The sequence below is a fragment of the Neobacillus sp. BF23-41 genome (genome assembly GCF_041106275.1).
On sequence record NZ_JBGBPR010000011.1, the window covers coordinates 135,814 to 151,743 of the forward strand.

Genomic DNA, 15,930 nt, shown 5'->3' on the forward strand with positions numbered 1-15,930 from the left:
CATATAGCTTATGGAATTAACTCCATAAGCCTTTTCCATGTAGGCAATCAGATAATAATATAGCGAGATGTTTAATAGTTATTAATATTTCCAGCGTTGCATTATTCCAAAATAATGGATTATCTAGTACTATAGACTAAGGAGTAATAAATACTCACTACTCCATGTTTTTAATAAACTTTATTCCTTGAAGAGAACTGGAGATTTCCATGAATAAAATAAAGGTCATTCTCATCTACTTTATTACAAGTATTATTTGGATATATGGGTCCAATTATGTAATTGAACAATATGTGCCTTCATCACTTATTGAATTGGTGGAAAGGTCGAAAGAGATTTTTTATGTTGCCATGACTGGAGGGTTCATCTATTTCTTCATTAGTAAAAAAGAGGAGTTAGATGTTTCCCAGGAAGATCAGAAACGTCTATCTACTTTAATCAATTCAATGGTTGATTTTGTTAACTTTAAAGACGGCGAAGGAAGATGGATTGAAGCGAATGAATTTGGTTTACAATTGTTCCAGCTTGAGAATGTGGATTATCGGGGGAAAAAGGATTCGGAATTAGCCGAGTATACAGACTTTTACGGTGATGCTCTCAGATTTTGTGAAACTTCTGATGAAGAAGCTTGGAACAATCGAGAAATCACTCGAATAGAGGAAGTCCTTCCTGTTCCAGATGGATCAATAAAAATATTTGACACCATTAAAGTACCACTATTTCACGAGGATGGCAGTCGACAAGGTTTGGTCATCATTGGGCGTGATATTACCGAAAAAAAGGAAATGACATTAAAATTGGCTGAAAGCCAGCAACAATATAAGTCATTATTTGAATACAGTCCAGATATTGTTTATATGATGGATTTGGGCGGTACTATTACCAATTTAAACCCACAGTATGATGTCATTACAGGATTCAAACGGGAAGAATCGATTGGGAAAAATGTAAAACAATTATTACCGAAAAGGTATAAACGTTATCTTCCTAAATTCATTTCCACTGTAGTGGAAGAAATAAAACCTGTCATGTATGAACTGAATATACCACATTCCAACGGGAATCGGATTATCTTACAATGTACATCCCTTCCGATCATTATTAATGGAAATATCACTGGGATCATTGGCTATGGCAGTGATGTGACCACCTTAAGGGATGCAGAAGAACGTCTCCGCAGGACAGAAAAGCTATCAATCGTTGGGGAATTATCTGCCAGCGTTGCCCATGAAATTCGGAATCCGCTGACTTCATTAAAAGGATTTGTCCAACTTTTAAAAATGGAAGATGAGAAGCATCAATTTTTTTATCAAATTATGCTCGACGAATTAAATCGTATCAATGACATTGTTGGTGAGCTTTTGTTATTGGCAAAGCCTCAGCTATTAAAATATACCAAAGCAGATCTTCAGAAGCTTTTAATGGATGTCATATCATTATTAAACACCGAAGCCAGTTTATATAATGTTCAAATTGATTCTCTTTTTCCAAAAAATGACATTTGGATTGAATGCGAACCAAATCAACTCAAGCAATTGTTTATCAATGTAATTAAAAATTCAATTGAAGCAAGCCAAAATGGAGGAAAAGTTTCCATTATTCTAGAGAAAATAGAAAATAGTCATGTGTTAATTTCCATTAAAGACAATGGCTGCGGTATTTCTAAAGAAAGATTAGAGAAAATTGGCGAACCCTTCTACTCTTCTAAAGAAAAAGGGACTGGGTTAGGTTTAACGGTTAGTTTCAAGATTGTTCAATCCCATCAAGGCAATATCCATTTTGATAGTCAGAAAAATCAAGGGACATCTGTTCAAATTTCCTTACCGATCAAGCAAAAGGACCTTAATAAAATTAAGCGCTCTATACCTGAACAAGTGGAAAACAAATAGGATTGCCCGTCTATTATGACGGGCTTTTCTTTTTCTTCCTATTTCGGATAAAAGCAATAATTAATAACATGGAAGGAATGATAATTTGAAAAGGCCAATGTAAATAAGTAGGAACAATAACGAGCCCTTCCTTAATATGTTCCGCATAATTCGATGCAATCGTAATGGATGCAAATAAGACGATAATTCCGATTGGAAATCCAAGCTTCCCTTGGTTTGAAATTTGAAAGATATCCGCAGCACCAGCAACTGCAGCATAATAGTAGATTGCAATCTTAAAAAAACCCCCAATGACTAGATAGAGCATAAATAATACATCGAGACGTTCGATAAAATCTGCAATTTGAATTCTCCCTACTGTCTGTAATAGTGGAAAAGTAGACCGATAAAAGAGATCCACTCCTAGTACTGCAATATTTACTACTACAGTAATAGTAATATTTATTCCGCTTAATATCATTCCACATAAACAAACCATTTTAGCCTTCTTTTTCTCTCTTAGGAATGGGAGCAGCATTGTAAAAACGACCATTTCTCCAAAAGGAAAGTTGATGGTTTGAGTTAAAAATGTTTTTATTACCGGTTTCAACCCATTCTCTAAGATTGGTTTTAGATTTCCCAAATGAATTAACCCAGAAAAGGTAATTAACAGCATTCCTAATATCGCAGTTAGGTAGACAACTCCAAAATAAATCTCGCCAACTCGGGCTAATACTTCAAACCCCTTATGGATTGCATAAATAATAGTAATGATCATAAGGGTATTGATAACAAATAAGGGAGTACTATTATATATAGTTGATGATAATAGCTCACCAAAATCTCGCAATACCCTTGATGCACAATAAATAAAATAGACTATATATAATAATCCTATAAAACGTCCCAGCCACTTTCCAGTTATTTGTTGAACATAACTCGTTAAGGGCAGGTCAGGATAATATATATATAATCGGTGATAAACTAAAAAGATCATGATACCGCCGGATAAACCAAGCAAAATGGCCATCCAGGCATCCTGTTTTGCATCTGCTGCGATCCCAACAAGAATCGCACTACCCATTTCAAACAAAACGACCAGGACGAACAATTGGGTTGTACTTATTTTCGCCTTTTCCATCTACGATTGATCCCCCCTTAAACAGGGTAATTTATTTAAGCAGAGCTAGTTTGTTTCTTCCTATTAAGAAAAAAAGCAATAATTAGTAAGATAGAGGGGATGATTATTTGAAAAGGCCAATTCAAATAAATCTGTGCAACAACGAGCCCCTCCTTGATAAATTCTGCAATATTAGATGCAATCGTTATTGATGAAAATAAAACGATCATTCCAATTGGAAACCCCAGCTTACGTTGGTTTTTAAATTGAAAGATATCAGCAGTCCCGGCCACTGCAGCATAATAATAAATGGAAATTTTAAAGAAACCACCAATGATTAAATAGAGCATAAATAATACATCTAAACGTTCGATAAAATCCGCTATTTGGATTCTTCCTACTGTGGTTAATAAGGGAAAAGTGGACCGATGAAATAGACCTGCTCCCAAAACAGAAATATTTATTACAGCAGTTATTGTAATATTTATACCCGCTAATATCATCCCACCCAAACAAACTATTTTAGCCTTCTTTTTATCATTTAAAAATGGGAGCAGCATTGTAAAGACCACCATTTCCCCAAAGGGAAAGGTGATGGTTTCGGTTAAAAATGTTTTAATAACAGGTTTCAATCCGTGCTCTAAGATCGGGGTTAGATTACTCAAATGTATTAAACCCGAAAAGGAAATTAGCAGCATGCCTAAAATCGCGGTCAGGTAGACAACTCCAAAGTAAATTTCTCCAACTCGGGCTAAAACTTCAAACCCCTTATGGATCCCATAGATAATAGTAAGGATCATCAAACTATTGACAACAAAAAGCGGAGTGCTATTATAAATCGTTGTGGTTAATAACTCTCCAAAATCTCGCAATACCCTTGACGCAATATAAATAAAATAGACAATATATAATAACCCAATAAACCTGCCAAGCCATTTTCCTAAAATTTTTTGAAGATAACTAGTTAAGGGCAGGTCAGGATAGTACATAAATAGGCGGTAATAAATAAAAAAGACAATGATTCCCCCAGCTAAACCGAACAAAATAGCTATCCAGGCGTCCTGTTTCAATTCTGATCCGAGACCAAGAAGAATCGCACTACCCATTTCAAACAAAACGATCAGAACGAACAATTGGGATCCACTTATTTTTGCCTTTTCCATGCACGATTGTCCCCCCTCCTTATACCGCATTATTTATTAATGTCTGACCAAAACGGATTTGTCCGAACTCCTTCGCGCCGCACGTAGGAATCTACCTTAACATTCACTTCTAGGTCTGCAAAATAATCGTTCCAATCCCCTTTTAGCTTCTTCCATAGCTTAGGATTAGCTTTATGTACATTATCACCAAACCCGAAGATATCACACTTTAGTTTCTGGGCTTCCTTTACTGAAGACTGTATTTCCTTTTTAATTTCTTTTTCAACTAACTTTTCAATTTTTCCAATCGTTTTTGGATCCATCAATTCTATTGCTGTATTCGCTTCACTAATCCAGCCCTCATTCTCAATTTTAATATTTATTACAGGTTTCCCATTTTTAAAGATGGTTGAAACTTTGGTTTTTGATCTAATTGGCACCATACTAATGGCGTTTTTCTTCCCCTTCCACTTAAGTGTGATATCGGTACTCTTCGCTTTATCTAAGACCCAGATCACTCCACGGGCCTTGTTACTCTCAATCCAGCCGATCAATTCACCCTCTTTAATAACCGCTAAGCCATCAACTGCGAGGAGAGCATCGGTTGTTGTTTTTTGCAAATTAGTTGCTTTATTGGCTTCTTCTTTTTGACCAATTAGTCGATAACCGTTTAGAATAGGTTCTTTCCCACTGTCGACAATTCCATCAATGATATCATCTATACTTACACTTATATTTTCCCCCTTCATAGCTTCAGTAGATTTGATTTCTTTTGTGATTTTGGTGACAGGCAGTTTATCGAGAATAGTCAGAGTAGTGACTATTTCCTCTGCCGTAGAATCTCTTGCAATAATTAACTCTGTAGTTGTTCTAAACTCTGGATCCCTAGCAAAGGCATCCAACATATTAAGCATTAGAGTTCTATCACTCGCCACCTCTTCACTAACAACGACTAAATTGGTGTGTGCATAATATAAACGGCGCGAAACCTTTTTTGTTGCATTTCTTGATGCTTCAGTAATGGTTCTACCTGTGCTTTTATAAACGGCTATCGGCAGCCCCTGGCCTCCTCCTCCACCTTGCCCAGCTGAAACATTGCCTGGATTAACAAGCTGAAACGAAAGATGGTACAGATCGTCCTCACCCCTATCAATACCAAGTGCCATTACAAAGGCCAAATCAGTAAGCTCTTTCTGATTCCAGCAAGCGCTCAGGATCGGCAGAGACATCATAAATATCAAAATAATAATGAAACATTTTTTCATCATTCTTCACCATTTTTAGGTTGATTTTCCGTAGGTGTGGGTGGCCCAGGTTTTTGATTATCTCCAGTTCTTCTCATATTGCCTTTACTAATAAACATGGGTCTATTTTTCATAGACCAGATAGGAAAGCGAACAAATGCGTCTTGTTGATTATGGATGTTGAATGGTGCTAGCGGCATCATGTATGGAATTCCAAACGAGCGAAGCGAACATAAATGAATGGACATGAACATAATCCCTAACATGATTCCATAAAAACCCAAAATTGCAGCTAATCCCATCAGGACAAAGCGAACTAATCTTGCTGCTATCGCCATCGCAAAAACCGGTGTGGAAAAATTTGCGATAGCGGTGATTGAAACGACAATAACCATTACAGGAGAGACAAACCCAGCCTGTACTGCTGCCTGGCCAATTACGAGAGCCCCTACAATCGATACGGCCTGACCAACAGCCCGTGGAAGCCTAAGACCCGCCTCTCTTAAAATTTCAAATGTTACCTCCATGATTAATGCCTCAACAAAGGCTGGAAAGGGAACATTTTCACGCTGTGCGGCAATTGCGATGGCCATCGTCGTCGGGATCATCTCTTGATGGAAAGTGGTCGCAGCAATATAAACAGAAGGTCCAATAACTGCAATAAGGAATGATAAAATTCTTAATATCCTTATACCTGTTGAAATATCAAATCGTGAATAGTAATCATCCGGTGCCTGGAAAAATTGAATAAAAATAGCTGGGACCGTAACTACAAACGGGGTACCATCTACAATGATAGCAATTCTCCCCTCGAGTAAATGTGATGTTACGACATCCGGTCTTTCTGAGTGGTAAGTGGTTGGAAATGTTGTCCAAGTTTGGTCTTCAATCAATTGCTCTATATATCCAGAACCAAGAGTTGAATCAATATCGATGCGTTCAAGTCTTTCTTTGACTTCTTCAACAATTTTTTCATTGGCTATGCCTTTCATATACATAATTGCGATATCACTTTGTGAAACAGCTCCTATTTTCATCGACTCCACCCATAAATTCGGGCTTTTTATACGGCGACGGATTAATGCAGTATTTGTACGGAGTGTTTCTGTAAACGAATCTTTCGGACCACGAATCGATAATTGTGTGGTAGGCTCGGAAATCGAACGCTTTTCCCATCCTTTGGTTTCACCGCTAATTGCCTTATTACATCCTTGTAAAAAAATAACTGTATCTCCTGAAAACAATTCATCAAATACTTGATTCCAATTATCAATGGTCTTGACACTTCCTAGTGCCATTGTTTTATCAAGCATGAATTGAAATATATCGACCGGTTCATCGGGTACCTTTGCTTCCATTAGTGTTTCTAATATATAGTCAGCAATTGAGATCATATTGGCCAATCCGTCAACATAAACAAGGGCACCTTTATATGCACCAATCTTAAACTCACGGACGATAATATCGGAACTATTGCCAACTTCCTCTTTTATACGGGATATATTCTCTTGATAATCTCTTAAGATTGGCAAGTCCTCCGGTTTTTGCGGATCTTGTTTTTGCCTATAATTATCGTCCTGTCTCTTTTTTTGTTTATTTTTAAGCTTTTTAGATAAAATCGACACAATATCCGCCTCCCTTAATATTATTTGAACACTTTTCTCCCAATACTGGATATATTGCCCAAGGTATATCACTTTATCCTATTGAAATCGGTTTTTATACAAGCATTCTTAACATTTTTAGTTCCGAATAAGGAACTGCTTTGAAAAGAACAATAAAAACAAGATGATTCCTAAAGGTGTGATGAGGCTGAAAATATTATTTGTAACAACCCTGCTGGCGGCTTTCAGTTTAATACTAATTATTTCATTGGATCTTTTGATGGGAATAAGTATTTCAGGGATTTTTTGGAAGGCATTAAACCCTTTTAGGGTTATGGAGACAGCTGAATATATTATTGTTTTATTATTTATATTGTTTTACGTCATTGAATCCTTCGGTTCTTATTTAAATAAGAAAAAAGGGAATTCATCTAACTAAAACGTAAAAATAAAAAGGTTTTCATTTTTCTTGGAAATATAAAAAAAGATAAGAGCTTACCTTATAATGGCAAGCCCTTATCTGAATTAGTATTCGATCTTTCATTTTCTCTTTTATGGAACAACCGTTTAAAAATAACACCTGCAACAGACAGTTTACTCCACCATCTCCTCTTTCTTTCATAATTTGCACCATACAGATAACGGTTCCAAAAATAGTAGATGAATTCCTCAACAATCAGCAATAGGACGAAACAAAGAGCAGAAATAGTAATCCAAAACCACATTTTAAGGACCCCTTTCCCAATAGTTTATTAATCCTATTCAAAAAACAATAAAGAAGTACTACCAAGGGCTAAAACCTAAGTTTTCCTCTTACCATATCTCTCATCCTTATTTTAACAAACATTTGGGAAATTGTGGGCATCTTAGTAATAAGTGTAGTGTTTTTATTTTGGGTCACGATGTAAAAAATGCCTCTGGTTTTCATCACCAGAGGCATTTTTTTATCTTTTTCAAGTCGTTTTTTCCATGCTGGAAGCTTTAGTGTCAATGAAAACTTTGTTTCCAGCTGTAAAGAACACGATACTTCCTAGTGTTGTTAGAGCAATAAGCCAAAACATGATCTGTCCATGATACTTGCTAAGTAAGTAGCCGCCAATGATTGGCCCAAGAAAATTCCCAATTTTCCGGAATTGAGCTGCTCCGAAATAGGTCCCGCGCAAATGCTCGGGGGCCAATTGATCAATCATCATACTGTTGGAAGGAAAGATTAATATTTCACCCAGGGTTAATAACACGATAGCAAGTATAGCGGTTACCCAGCCACTTACAAAGCTAAATGCGATTAACCCTGCCGCCATAAAGATTGCACCGATTACCATTACCTGCATTAATCTAAACTTTTCAGCAACATAGCTAATTGGCATCTGCAGGAAAACAACCATCAAGGCATTAATCGTTATGAGCGAGGAAAAAATCACAATGCCATTTTCAACCGTACCTTCTAAAATCTGCGGTAAATTGGAATCTATTTGAACATAGCCAATGTTAACTAAAATAATCCCAATGATTAAATACCTTAGGGCCTTATCTGTTTTAATAATCCAAAAAGCATCCCCAAGGGATACCACCTTTTTACTAATCCTATCTGTTTGGATAACCAGCTTTTTCATAAAATAAACTAATACAATCGCATAGATAAGATAAGTTGTTCCCGTAATCGCAAAGGAAAGCTTAGCAGCCGTACTTGCCAAGTATGCACCAATAAGCGGACCTACGGATGCTCCGATATTCATTGCCGTGTAGCGTAAAGAGTAAACCTTCATCCGCTTTTCCTTGCTGGTTAAATCGGCCATCAAGGCTTGCGAGGTTGGTTCGAAGAATGAGGTACAAAGCCCGTTTAGTGCATTTAAGAGAATAAACCACCCCTGTCCTGATGCAAGGGTGAACCCATAATAAACAAATGCTAACGCAAACAAAGCAGTCAGCATAATAGGTTTACGTCCGAACCGGTCCGATAAATGGCCGCCAATAAAGCCGCCGGCGGTCGCCATTAATGGACTCATCCCTACGGTTAACCCAATAACGATTGGTGACAGATCCATATGTCTAGATAAGTAGATTGATAGAAAAGGGAGCGTCATAAAAGCCGAGCCCCTTGACAACACTGTTCCTAATAACAAAACCCACACAATTGGATGGAATTGCCCAATATAGTTTTTTACTTTTGACATATATGTACTGCCTCTCACGAATAATTTAGTCAATATCTAGTAAAACAATTTGAGTGGATAATGTAAAGAATTTTCTCACTGTTCCAATATAACTAAGAGCGAAGTCCACTAGCAGCTGGGCGCTGGAGCTGGATTCAGAGAACTATTTTAAGTTATCGACAATAAATAATTTTATAATTTCCTATACAACAAAAAAAAGCCAGTTCCACTTTGGAACTGGCATGGGTTAATTAATTTGGGTCCTTGTATTTTAACGCTCGTTCACTGTCCCCATAGCCCTTGGTGGTTGGATCCTGTACGATTCCTAACATAGACAGCAATACAAATACAGCATTTAAAAAGGTTAACACAGAATTTTGAATAGCATCCGTGAGTTGAAAATCAATGATCCCAAAGGAATTTAAACACGCAAACACCATTTGAGCAACAATCATAATTTGAGATACAAACGCGATAACCCAGTTCCGGTTTCTTAATCGGACCTTCCAGTTAATCATCTTCCCCAGCCCTTTCCTTTATGTTAAACAATCTTTCTATTAACATATGCTTGGACTAGGAATTGGTTGTCCGCGAATGGTACGGAATTTCAGTGGATAACCTCGTAACTAAACTTCTCTTCGCATTGCTTTTAATACATCAACTTTTGTTGCCCGCTGTGCTGGTCGAAATCCTGAGATAATCGTAACACCATAACAAATTACAATACAAATGATTGGTAAAATAAGCGGTATGTCACTAAATATTATGTCTAAGTCCGTTTCTTGACCAAATGCCTGTTTGATAATTAATGGAATCGCAAAATTCACCGTATAACTAATCCCATAGGAAACGACTGTACCAATGAGTGCACCGATTAATCCAATATAACTGCTTTCAAGCAGAAAGATTTGCTTAATTGTTTTCGGATTCGCACCGATTGCTTTCATAATTCCAATGTCAGGCGCCCGCTCGGTCACCGCCATCGTCATCGTATTATAAATTCCGATAGAAGCGATTAAAATGGCGATAGTTCCAATAAATATGAGTCCTGCTTTTGCAATCATGAATACCATATTTACCTCTTTTAATTCATTTACCACTGAATACGAAGCATAATTCTTGTCTTTTAATTGATCAGAGATACTTTGGACGGCTTCCATGTTTTTAGCATAGATTTTAACTTCATCATACGAGTTTTTATTGACATTCAGGTCGACAGGTAATTCACCATTGGCATCGAGCTGGTACCCTTTTGGTGTTCCAGTGAACGTCTCAATTTCCGTTAGCATTTCATCCGAAATAAACACACTTCTATCTTCGGCCCATTCTTTCGTTGGCTTTTTAGAAATGCCAACAACCTTCAATGGAATCGTTTTTACTTCTTGTTTGCCCTCTTTAAACTGCCTGATCGTTAACGAAATTTCCTTGCCAAGTAATTCGCCTTTATAGAGGTACTCCGCTTTAACCTGACCCTTCTCATACAAATCATCGCCAGCCTCCTTTTCTGCGAGATTAGTTAGGAAATTATACCCTACGGCCACTTCATCTTTCCCCTTTGGCAGCCTGCCCTCAGATAATTCAAAACCGGATTTTATTTCTGCTGGAAAATTCGCCACAAAAGTTTGCGTTGCTTCTTGATAATTCCCAATCGTATAGGTGCTTTCCTGTTGCAACATTTTCCTTCTTGTGACAGCTTTTACATCTTTAACTTTTTCAAAAATTTGAATATCTTTATCATTTAAAGGACGAAAAACCCCTTGATCTTTTGTTTCTTTGCCATGGACATCAATTTGGGTAATGACCCTGCGTTCAGTAATTTCTTTTACCACTGATTTCTGTAAGCCAAACCCGACAGAGGCGAGAACAATTAGGAAGGCACATCCCATTGCTGTCGCAAGAATCGTCATAAATACTCTCGTTCTATTTTTCTTCATATTCTGGCTGACGAAGCGGAATTGATCTTTTAACTTCATAACAGCACCCCCTCGACAATGCGGCCATCTTTTAACTCAATCTTTCGGTTACCGATATCGGCCACCTTGTCATCATGGGTGATTATCAAAAAGGTGATTCCTAAATCCGTATTTAATTCCTTAATGAATTTCAATAACTCTTCCTCTGTTTCACTATCAAGGCTGCCGGTCGGTTCATCGGCAAGAATTATCGGGGGATTAACAATTAACGCACGGGCGATACTTACCCGCTGCTGCTGCCCGCCTGATAATTCTCCTGGATAATGATCCTGGTAATCTAGCAGACCAACTTTTTTAAGCATTTCTTCCGTTTGGATTTTTCGTTCCTTTTCGTTAATACCTTTTAATATAAGCGGCAGCTCCACGTTTTGAAAGGCAGTCATGCTCGGAATCAATTGAAAGCTTTGAAAAATAAATCCTAGATTATTAATCCGAAAATCTGCAAATTTCGTTTCGTTCAGATCTGATACCTTTTCCCCGCTGATCCAAATTTCACCCTCTTTCGGATGAATGAAGCCACTCACTAAATTAAGAAGCGTTGATTTCCCCGATCCGCTTCTACCAACAATCGTAACAATTTCACCTTTTTCGACCGTCAAAGAAATATCTCTAAGTACCGGAATAATTGTTTGTCTTCCTTTTTTTCCAATCACAAAATCATGGCTTAAATTTTTTATCGTTATCATTATATCCTCCTGTTTCCCATTCATTACACCTAATAGACGAAGTTTTTTTAATGAACCCTACACAAATTTAAAATATTTTTTTAACTACTTGTTAGACGTAACTAAGTTTTATTTGTTCCTAGGGGGAATAATAATAGCCAAATGGCTTTTACTAGTCTTTTAATTCGATAAAATTTATAATAAAGGAATTAAAAATTACTCTTTTAAAAGTAAGGAGATCACATGGAGAAATTGCATCCATTTTGGGAAAAAATCGTTCGTTTCTGGAAAAAGAAACATTTAACACAAATTTTCTTATTAATTATTCTAGTGGTTGTTCTAGCGACCATCGTCTATTTCGGCTGGCTCGCGATGAGAGCAAATGTTCAATCATTAAAGCAGGGTCTCAGTCAGCCGACAGTTATTTATGATAAAAATGGAAAAGTGGCTAGTAATGTCGCTACCAATCGGACGAAAGGCGTAAAAATCGAGGACTTGCCAAAGTATGTCCCCAATGCGGTCGTTGCCATCGAGGACGAACGTTTCTATCAGCATGGCGGTTTTGATATCAAAGGAATTGCCCGTGCCTTTTTCAGTAATTTGTTTGCGGGAAGAATTACAGGCGGTGGCAGTACTTTAACGCAGCAGTTAACGAAGAATGCCCTTCTTTCACCAGAAAGGACCTATAAGCGAAAAGCAGAGGAATTATTTTTAGCGGTAAAAATTGAAAAGGTTTATACCAAAAACGAGATTCTGCAAATGTATATCAATCAGGTTTACTTCGGGAGCGGTGCCTGGGGAATCAGCAATGCGTCGAAAAAATATTTTAATAAAGATATTACTGATGTAACGGTGAGCGAGGCAGCAATGCTAGCCGGACTATTGCATTCACCGAATTATCTGGACCCTTATAATAACTATGATTTAGCGATGAAAAGACGAAATACGGTGTTAGCAAAAATGAAAGAACTAGGTATGATTAATAATTCACAGTATACCGAGGCTAAAAAAGAAAAGATTCGTCTTCACGATGGCGGCGGGAGCTTTGTTGAACGAAAATACCCTTATTATGTGGATGCTGTTTTAAATGAAGCTATCAATAAATACGGTATAACACAGGAGGAAATATTAACAAGAGGTTATCGAATATATACTGCTTTGGATCAAGATCTTCAGTCTGGACTTGAAAAAGTCTATAGTAAAAACTACTTGTTCCCAAGGAGTCAAGGGGGTAAATTAGTTCAAAGTGGTTCAGTCTTAATAGACCCTGCATCAGGGGGAGTACTAGCCCTTGTTGGAGGCCGCGGTGAGCATGTATTCAGAGGCTTTAACCGAGCAACACAATTACGTGCACAGCCTGGATCAACGATCAAACCATTGGCAGTATATACACCAGCCCTTGAAGAGGGATACAACTATTCATCCAAGCTTGTCGATGAACCAACCACCTTCGGAAATTACAAACCAGAAAATTTTTCAAAAACATATTCTGGAAAGGTTGAAATGTATAAGGCACTTGAGAAATCGCTGAATATCCCGGCAGTGTGGCTGTTAAATGAAATTGGCCTAAATAAAGGGATAGATTCATTAAAAAGGTTTGGCATCCCTGTTACAAAAGAAGATAAAAACCTAGCAATTGCACTAGGGGGAATGAGTAAAGGGGTTTCCCCCCTACAAATGGCTAACGCTTTTTCAGCTTTCCCAAATGGCGGAAAACGTAAAGATAGCCACATAATTACTAAAATAGTGGGACCTACTGGAAATGTTTTAGCAGAGCGGGAAGCGAAAACCACAAAAGTGACGTCAGGAGAGGTCACGGATGAAATGACATCGATGCTCTTAAATGTAGTAGAAACCGGGACGGGTAGACGCGCCCGTATTCCTGGAGTGCAACTCGCCGGAAAAACAGGATCGACCCAGTTACCATTTAAGGATGTCAGTGGAACAAAGGATCAATGGATGGTTGGATATACCCCAAATCTTGTCGGGGCAATCTGGTTAGGATTTGACCAAACCGACCGAGAGCATTACCTGCCAAGTGCGAGTTCAGCCAATGTGGTGCCAATTTTTAAAGAGATGATGAAGGAGTCTATTCAGCATCTTCCGAAAGAACAATTCGAAGTTTCTTCAATTAATGCACAGCTCGCCGGAGAAGCTCCCCCAAATCTAAGAATCAATGAACAGGCGAAGAAGATAAGCAAAGAATTAAATGAAAATGCTCAAAAACTAGGTGAAACCATAAAAGAACAAGCCCCTGGATGGAAAAAGGGCTTGGATAGGGCTTTATATAAGCTCGGCGAGGCCGTAAATTCATTAGTTGAAAAAGTTAAAAATAGAGGTGAATAGCACGCAATCGATGCGTGCTATTTTTTTATTTCCAATAGGTTGAAAAATCTTCCTGCTGTTTTCATTACTGTTTCTTCCTGTCCTAGATCATACACAGCCAGAAAGCAGGTAGCTGGTCCAGCCGATTTTAAAATATCTACGTTTGAGATAATCATTTCCTGTGAAAATTCTAGATTAGGGAACATCTGATTGATCTCATATAAAATCCCTTTCGAACCAACCGGCCAAACCATTACATCATGAATCCTACTGATCTCCTGAAAAACGGACAGAGGGGCAACTTGATCATTTTGTTCGGTCACTTCCTCCCCAACCAAAGGCATACCTACAACAGCAAACCTCAATTGTTTAGAGTAAGCCATTTCTAATGTTTGAGCAGTCAATTTTTTGCCGATAACAACTAAGCCAAGTGCAGATTGCATCAGTGAAAAATTACTTTCTGTACTACCCGTAATCAATACATCGGATAGATTTAGTTCGTGCAAACCTTTTTGAATGCCACTAACCAATTCATCCCAGGGTTCATTTCCGCAGAAGTTGTGGAGCACCACTGAAATGGGCTCCGCGCCTGCTGCAATACATTCCATGACCGCAACTCTAAACGAATAATAAGCCACCGTTTCGTATGGGACATGAACTAGATCTTGTTCCTTCATCCCGATAGCTCCACTATTATCACAAGCAATAATGAGGGAGTCCATACCATTTAAAGGAACGGTTATAATATCTCTCATAATTTTTCTTCCCGCTTTGCTAAGCCAAAATTGACCAATGAAGAAAGGCGTGGAATTGCTGCCAGTGCAATTACAGTATTGATGACCGAACCGATTAGCAATGAAGGCACAATTCCTAAATAAAAACCGACATTCATTAAGAACATAAATGGTAAGGGAGCAACAAATGCATTCCCAATAATGAAGAGCGCACTTGCTAAAACCTTATTGTTTTTATAAAGACGTCCAAACATCCAAACGAGCATTGCCATTTCGACAGCAATTAATAAGTGCATTGGCCCCAATGGGAAACCACCTATTAGTGCAGATAGGAGATGACCAAATGCAGCCACAACCGCTCCAGCCCCCGCACCAAACAGGACTGCTGCCAATAGGGCTGGAAAGACATCCAATGCGACACTGCCGACAATGGCTGGAATTTTTATCATCGCTCCGACAACTGACAATGCCGTTAACATGGCCAGCCCGCTCACCACTTTTCCCTTCATACTACTTTTCCTCCTTACTCTTCCCATCCCTGAATACATTTGCACTGCGCACATACTCAACGTCGTTGACATTTAATCGGAAGTTTATAACTCTAGCCAATGCAAAGAAATAATCTGATAAGCGGTTTAAGTACATTAAGGCTAATTCAGGTGTTTTAGAGTCAGCCTTGACTAGCTTAACAACTAATCTTTCCGCTCTTCTTGTCACCGTTCTAGCAATATGAATCGATGCCGCGGGCTTGGTTCCTCCTGGTAAAATAAATCGCTCGAGTTCTGGTGCTTCTTTAATGTATTCATCTATTTTCTTTTCAAGGTAATCAATCGATTCTTGCTGCAGCTTTATCACTCGCTTCTCAGTCACATTAGCAAGGTCGCCGCCACAATCAAATAATTCATGTTGAATTTTCTCCAGATCATCAAGCACGTCCTTGAATAATTTGGGGTCAAGCTCTTGAATCGCCTGACCGACAAAACAATTCACTTCATCTACCGTTCCATACGCTTCCACACGGGTATCATCTTTGTCTACCCTGCCACCAATTATGCTTGTTTTTCCTTTGTCACCAGTTCTTGTGTAAATTCTCATTGAAACT

Annotated in this window: 15 protein-coding genes; 3 read left to right on the top strand and 12 right to left on the bottom strand. The window is 38.1% G+C overall.

Annotated elements, in window-relative coordinates; genetic code table 11:
• Positions 1-209: 209 nt before the first annotated feature.
• The gene (locus AB7942_RS17630; RefSeq protein ID WP_369447881.1) at positions 210-1,889 is read left to right on the top strand and encodes a PAS domain S-box protein; all 1,680 of its coding nucleotides are present in this window, start codon (positions 210-212) and stop codon (positions 1,887-1,889) included.
• 13 nt (positions 1,890-1,902) lie between these two features.
• Here the strand turns inward: AB7942_RS17630 and AB7942_RS17635 are convergent, their stop codons facing one another.
• Genes AB7942_RS17635 through AB7942_RS17650 form a run of 4 tightly spaced genes read right to left on the bottom strand, consistent with a single transcriptional unit; the run spans position 1,903 to position 6,999 of the window.
• Positions 1,903-3,009: a GerAB/ArcD/ProY family transporter gene (locus tag AB7942_RS17635; RefSeq protein WP_369447882.1), complete on the bottom strand. Its 1,107-nt coding sequence runs from the start codon at positions 3,007-3,009 to the stop codon at positions 1,903-1,905.
• A gap of 35 nt (positions 3,010-3,044) precedes the next feature.
• Positions 3,045-4,151, bottom strand: a complete 1,107-nt coding sequence (locus AB7942_RS17640) for a GerAB/ArcD/ProY family transporter (RefSeq protein WP_369447883.1) — start codon at positions 4,149-4,151, stop codon at positions 3,045-3,047.
• A 29-nt stretch (positions 4,152-4,180) separates the two neighbouring features.
• Positions 4,181-5,398 carry a Ger(x)C family spore germination protein gene (locus AB7942_RS17645; RefSeq protein WP_369447884.1) on the bottom strand — a complete coding sequence of 406 codons (1,218 nt, stop codon included), beginning with the start codon at positions 5,396-5,398 and terminating at the stop codon, positions 4,181-4,183.
• Positions 5,395-6,999 carry a spore germination protein gene (locus AB7942_RS17650; RefSeq protein ID WP_369447885.1) on the bottom strand — a complete coding sequence of 535 codons (1,605 nt, stop codon included), beginning with the start codon at positions 6,997-6,999 and terminating at the stop codon, positions 5,395-5,397. Before AB7942_RS17650 ends, AB7942_RS17645 begins: the two co-directional genes overlap by 4 nt.
• A 181-nt stretch (positions 7,000-7,180) precedes the next feature.
• Between AB7942_RS17650 and AB7942_RS30560 the strand changes: the two genes are divergently transcribed.
• Positions 7,181-7,417, top strand: a complete 237-nt coding sequence (locus tag AB7942_RS30560) for a YczF family membrane protein (RefSeq protein WP_483310883.1) — start codon at positions 7,181-7,183, stop codon at positions 7,415-7,417.
• Positions 7,418-7,478: 61 nt separating this feature from the next.
• Here the strand turns inward: AB7942_RS30560 and AB7942_RS17655 are convergent, their stop codons facing one another.
• From AB7942_RS17655 to AB7942_RS17675, 5 genes are all read right to left on the bottom strand, one after another.
• Positions 7,479-7,703, bottom strand: a complete 225-nt coding sequence (locus AB7942_RS17655; protein ID WP_369447886.1) for a hypothetical protein — start codon at positions 7,701-7,703, stop codon at positions 7,479-7,481.
• Between the two features lie 228 nt (positions 7,704-7,931).
• The gene (locus AB7942_RS17660) at positions 7,932-9,152 is read right to left on the bottom strand and encodes an MDR family MFS transporter (protein ID WP_369447887.1); all 1,221 of its coding nucleotides are present in this window, start codon (positions 9,150-9,152) and stop codon (positions 7,932-7,934) included.
• A 230-nt stretch (positions 9,153-9,382) separates the two neighbouring features.
• On the bottom strand, positions 9,383-9,649 hold the full coding sequence (locus tag AB7942_RS17665; protein ID WP_088086936.1) for a phage holin: 267 nt from the start codon (positions 9,647-9,649) through the stop codon (positions 9,383-9,385).
• 108 nt (positions 9,650-9,757) lie between these two features.
• Positions 9,758-11,104 carry an ABC transporter permease gene (locus tag AB7942_RS17670; RefSeq protein WP_369447888.1) on the bottom strand — a complete coding sequence of 449 codons (1,347 nt, stop codon included), beginning with the start codon at positions 11,102-11,104 and terminating at the stop codon, positions 9,758-9,760.
• Positions 11,101-11,790: an ABC transporter ATP-binding protein gene (locus AB7942_RS17675; protein ID WP_335712933.1), complete on the bottom strand. Its 690-nt coding sequence runs from the start codon at positions 11,788-11,790 to the stop codon at positions 11,101-11,103. Before AB7942_RS17675 ends, AB7942_RS17670 begins: the two co-directional genes overlap by 4 nt.
• A gap of 222 nt (positions 11,791-12,012) precedes the next feature.
• On the opposite strand from AB7942_RS17675, the gene AB7942_RS17680 reads away from it, so the two are divergent.
• Positions 12,013-14,115, top strand: coding sequence for a transglycosylase domain-containing protein (locus tag AB7942_RS17680; RefSeq protein WP_369447889.1), 2,103 nt, complete (start codon positions 12,013-12,015; stop codon positions 14,113-14,115).
• Between the two features lie 17 nt (positions 14,116-14,132).
• Here the strand turns inward: AB7942_RS17680 and AB7942_RS17685 are convergent, their stop codons facing one another.
• From AB7942_RS17685 to AB7942_RS17695, 3 genes are read right to left on the bottom strand one after another with little or no spacing between them, the layout of a single operon-like run.
• Positions 14,133-14,849, bottom strand: a complete 717-nt coding sequence (locus AB7942_RS17685; RefSeq protein ID WP_369447891.1) for an ATP-binding protein — start codon at positions 14,847-14,849, stop codon at positions 14,133-14,135.
• Entirely contained in the window at positions 14,846-15,337 is a 492-nt protein-coding gene (locus tag AB7942_RS17690) for an ECF transporter S component (protein WP_088086931.1), read from the bottom strand. Before AB7942_RS17690 ends, AB7942_RS17685 begins: the two co-directional genes overlap by 4 nt.
• 1 nt (position 15,338) lies before the next feature.
• A complete protein-coding gene (locus AB7942_RS17695) occupies positions 15,339-15,923 on the bottom strand; it encodes a cob(I)yrinic acid a,c-diamide adenosyltransferase (RefSeq protein ID WP_369447892.1) in 585 nt (194 codons plus the stop codon).
• Positions 15,924-15,930: the final 7 nt, after the last annotated feature.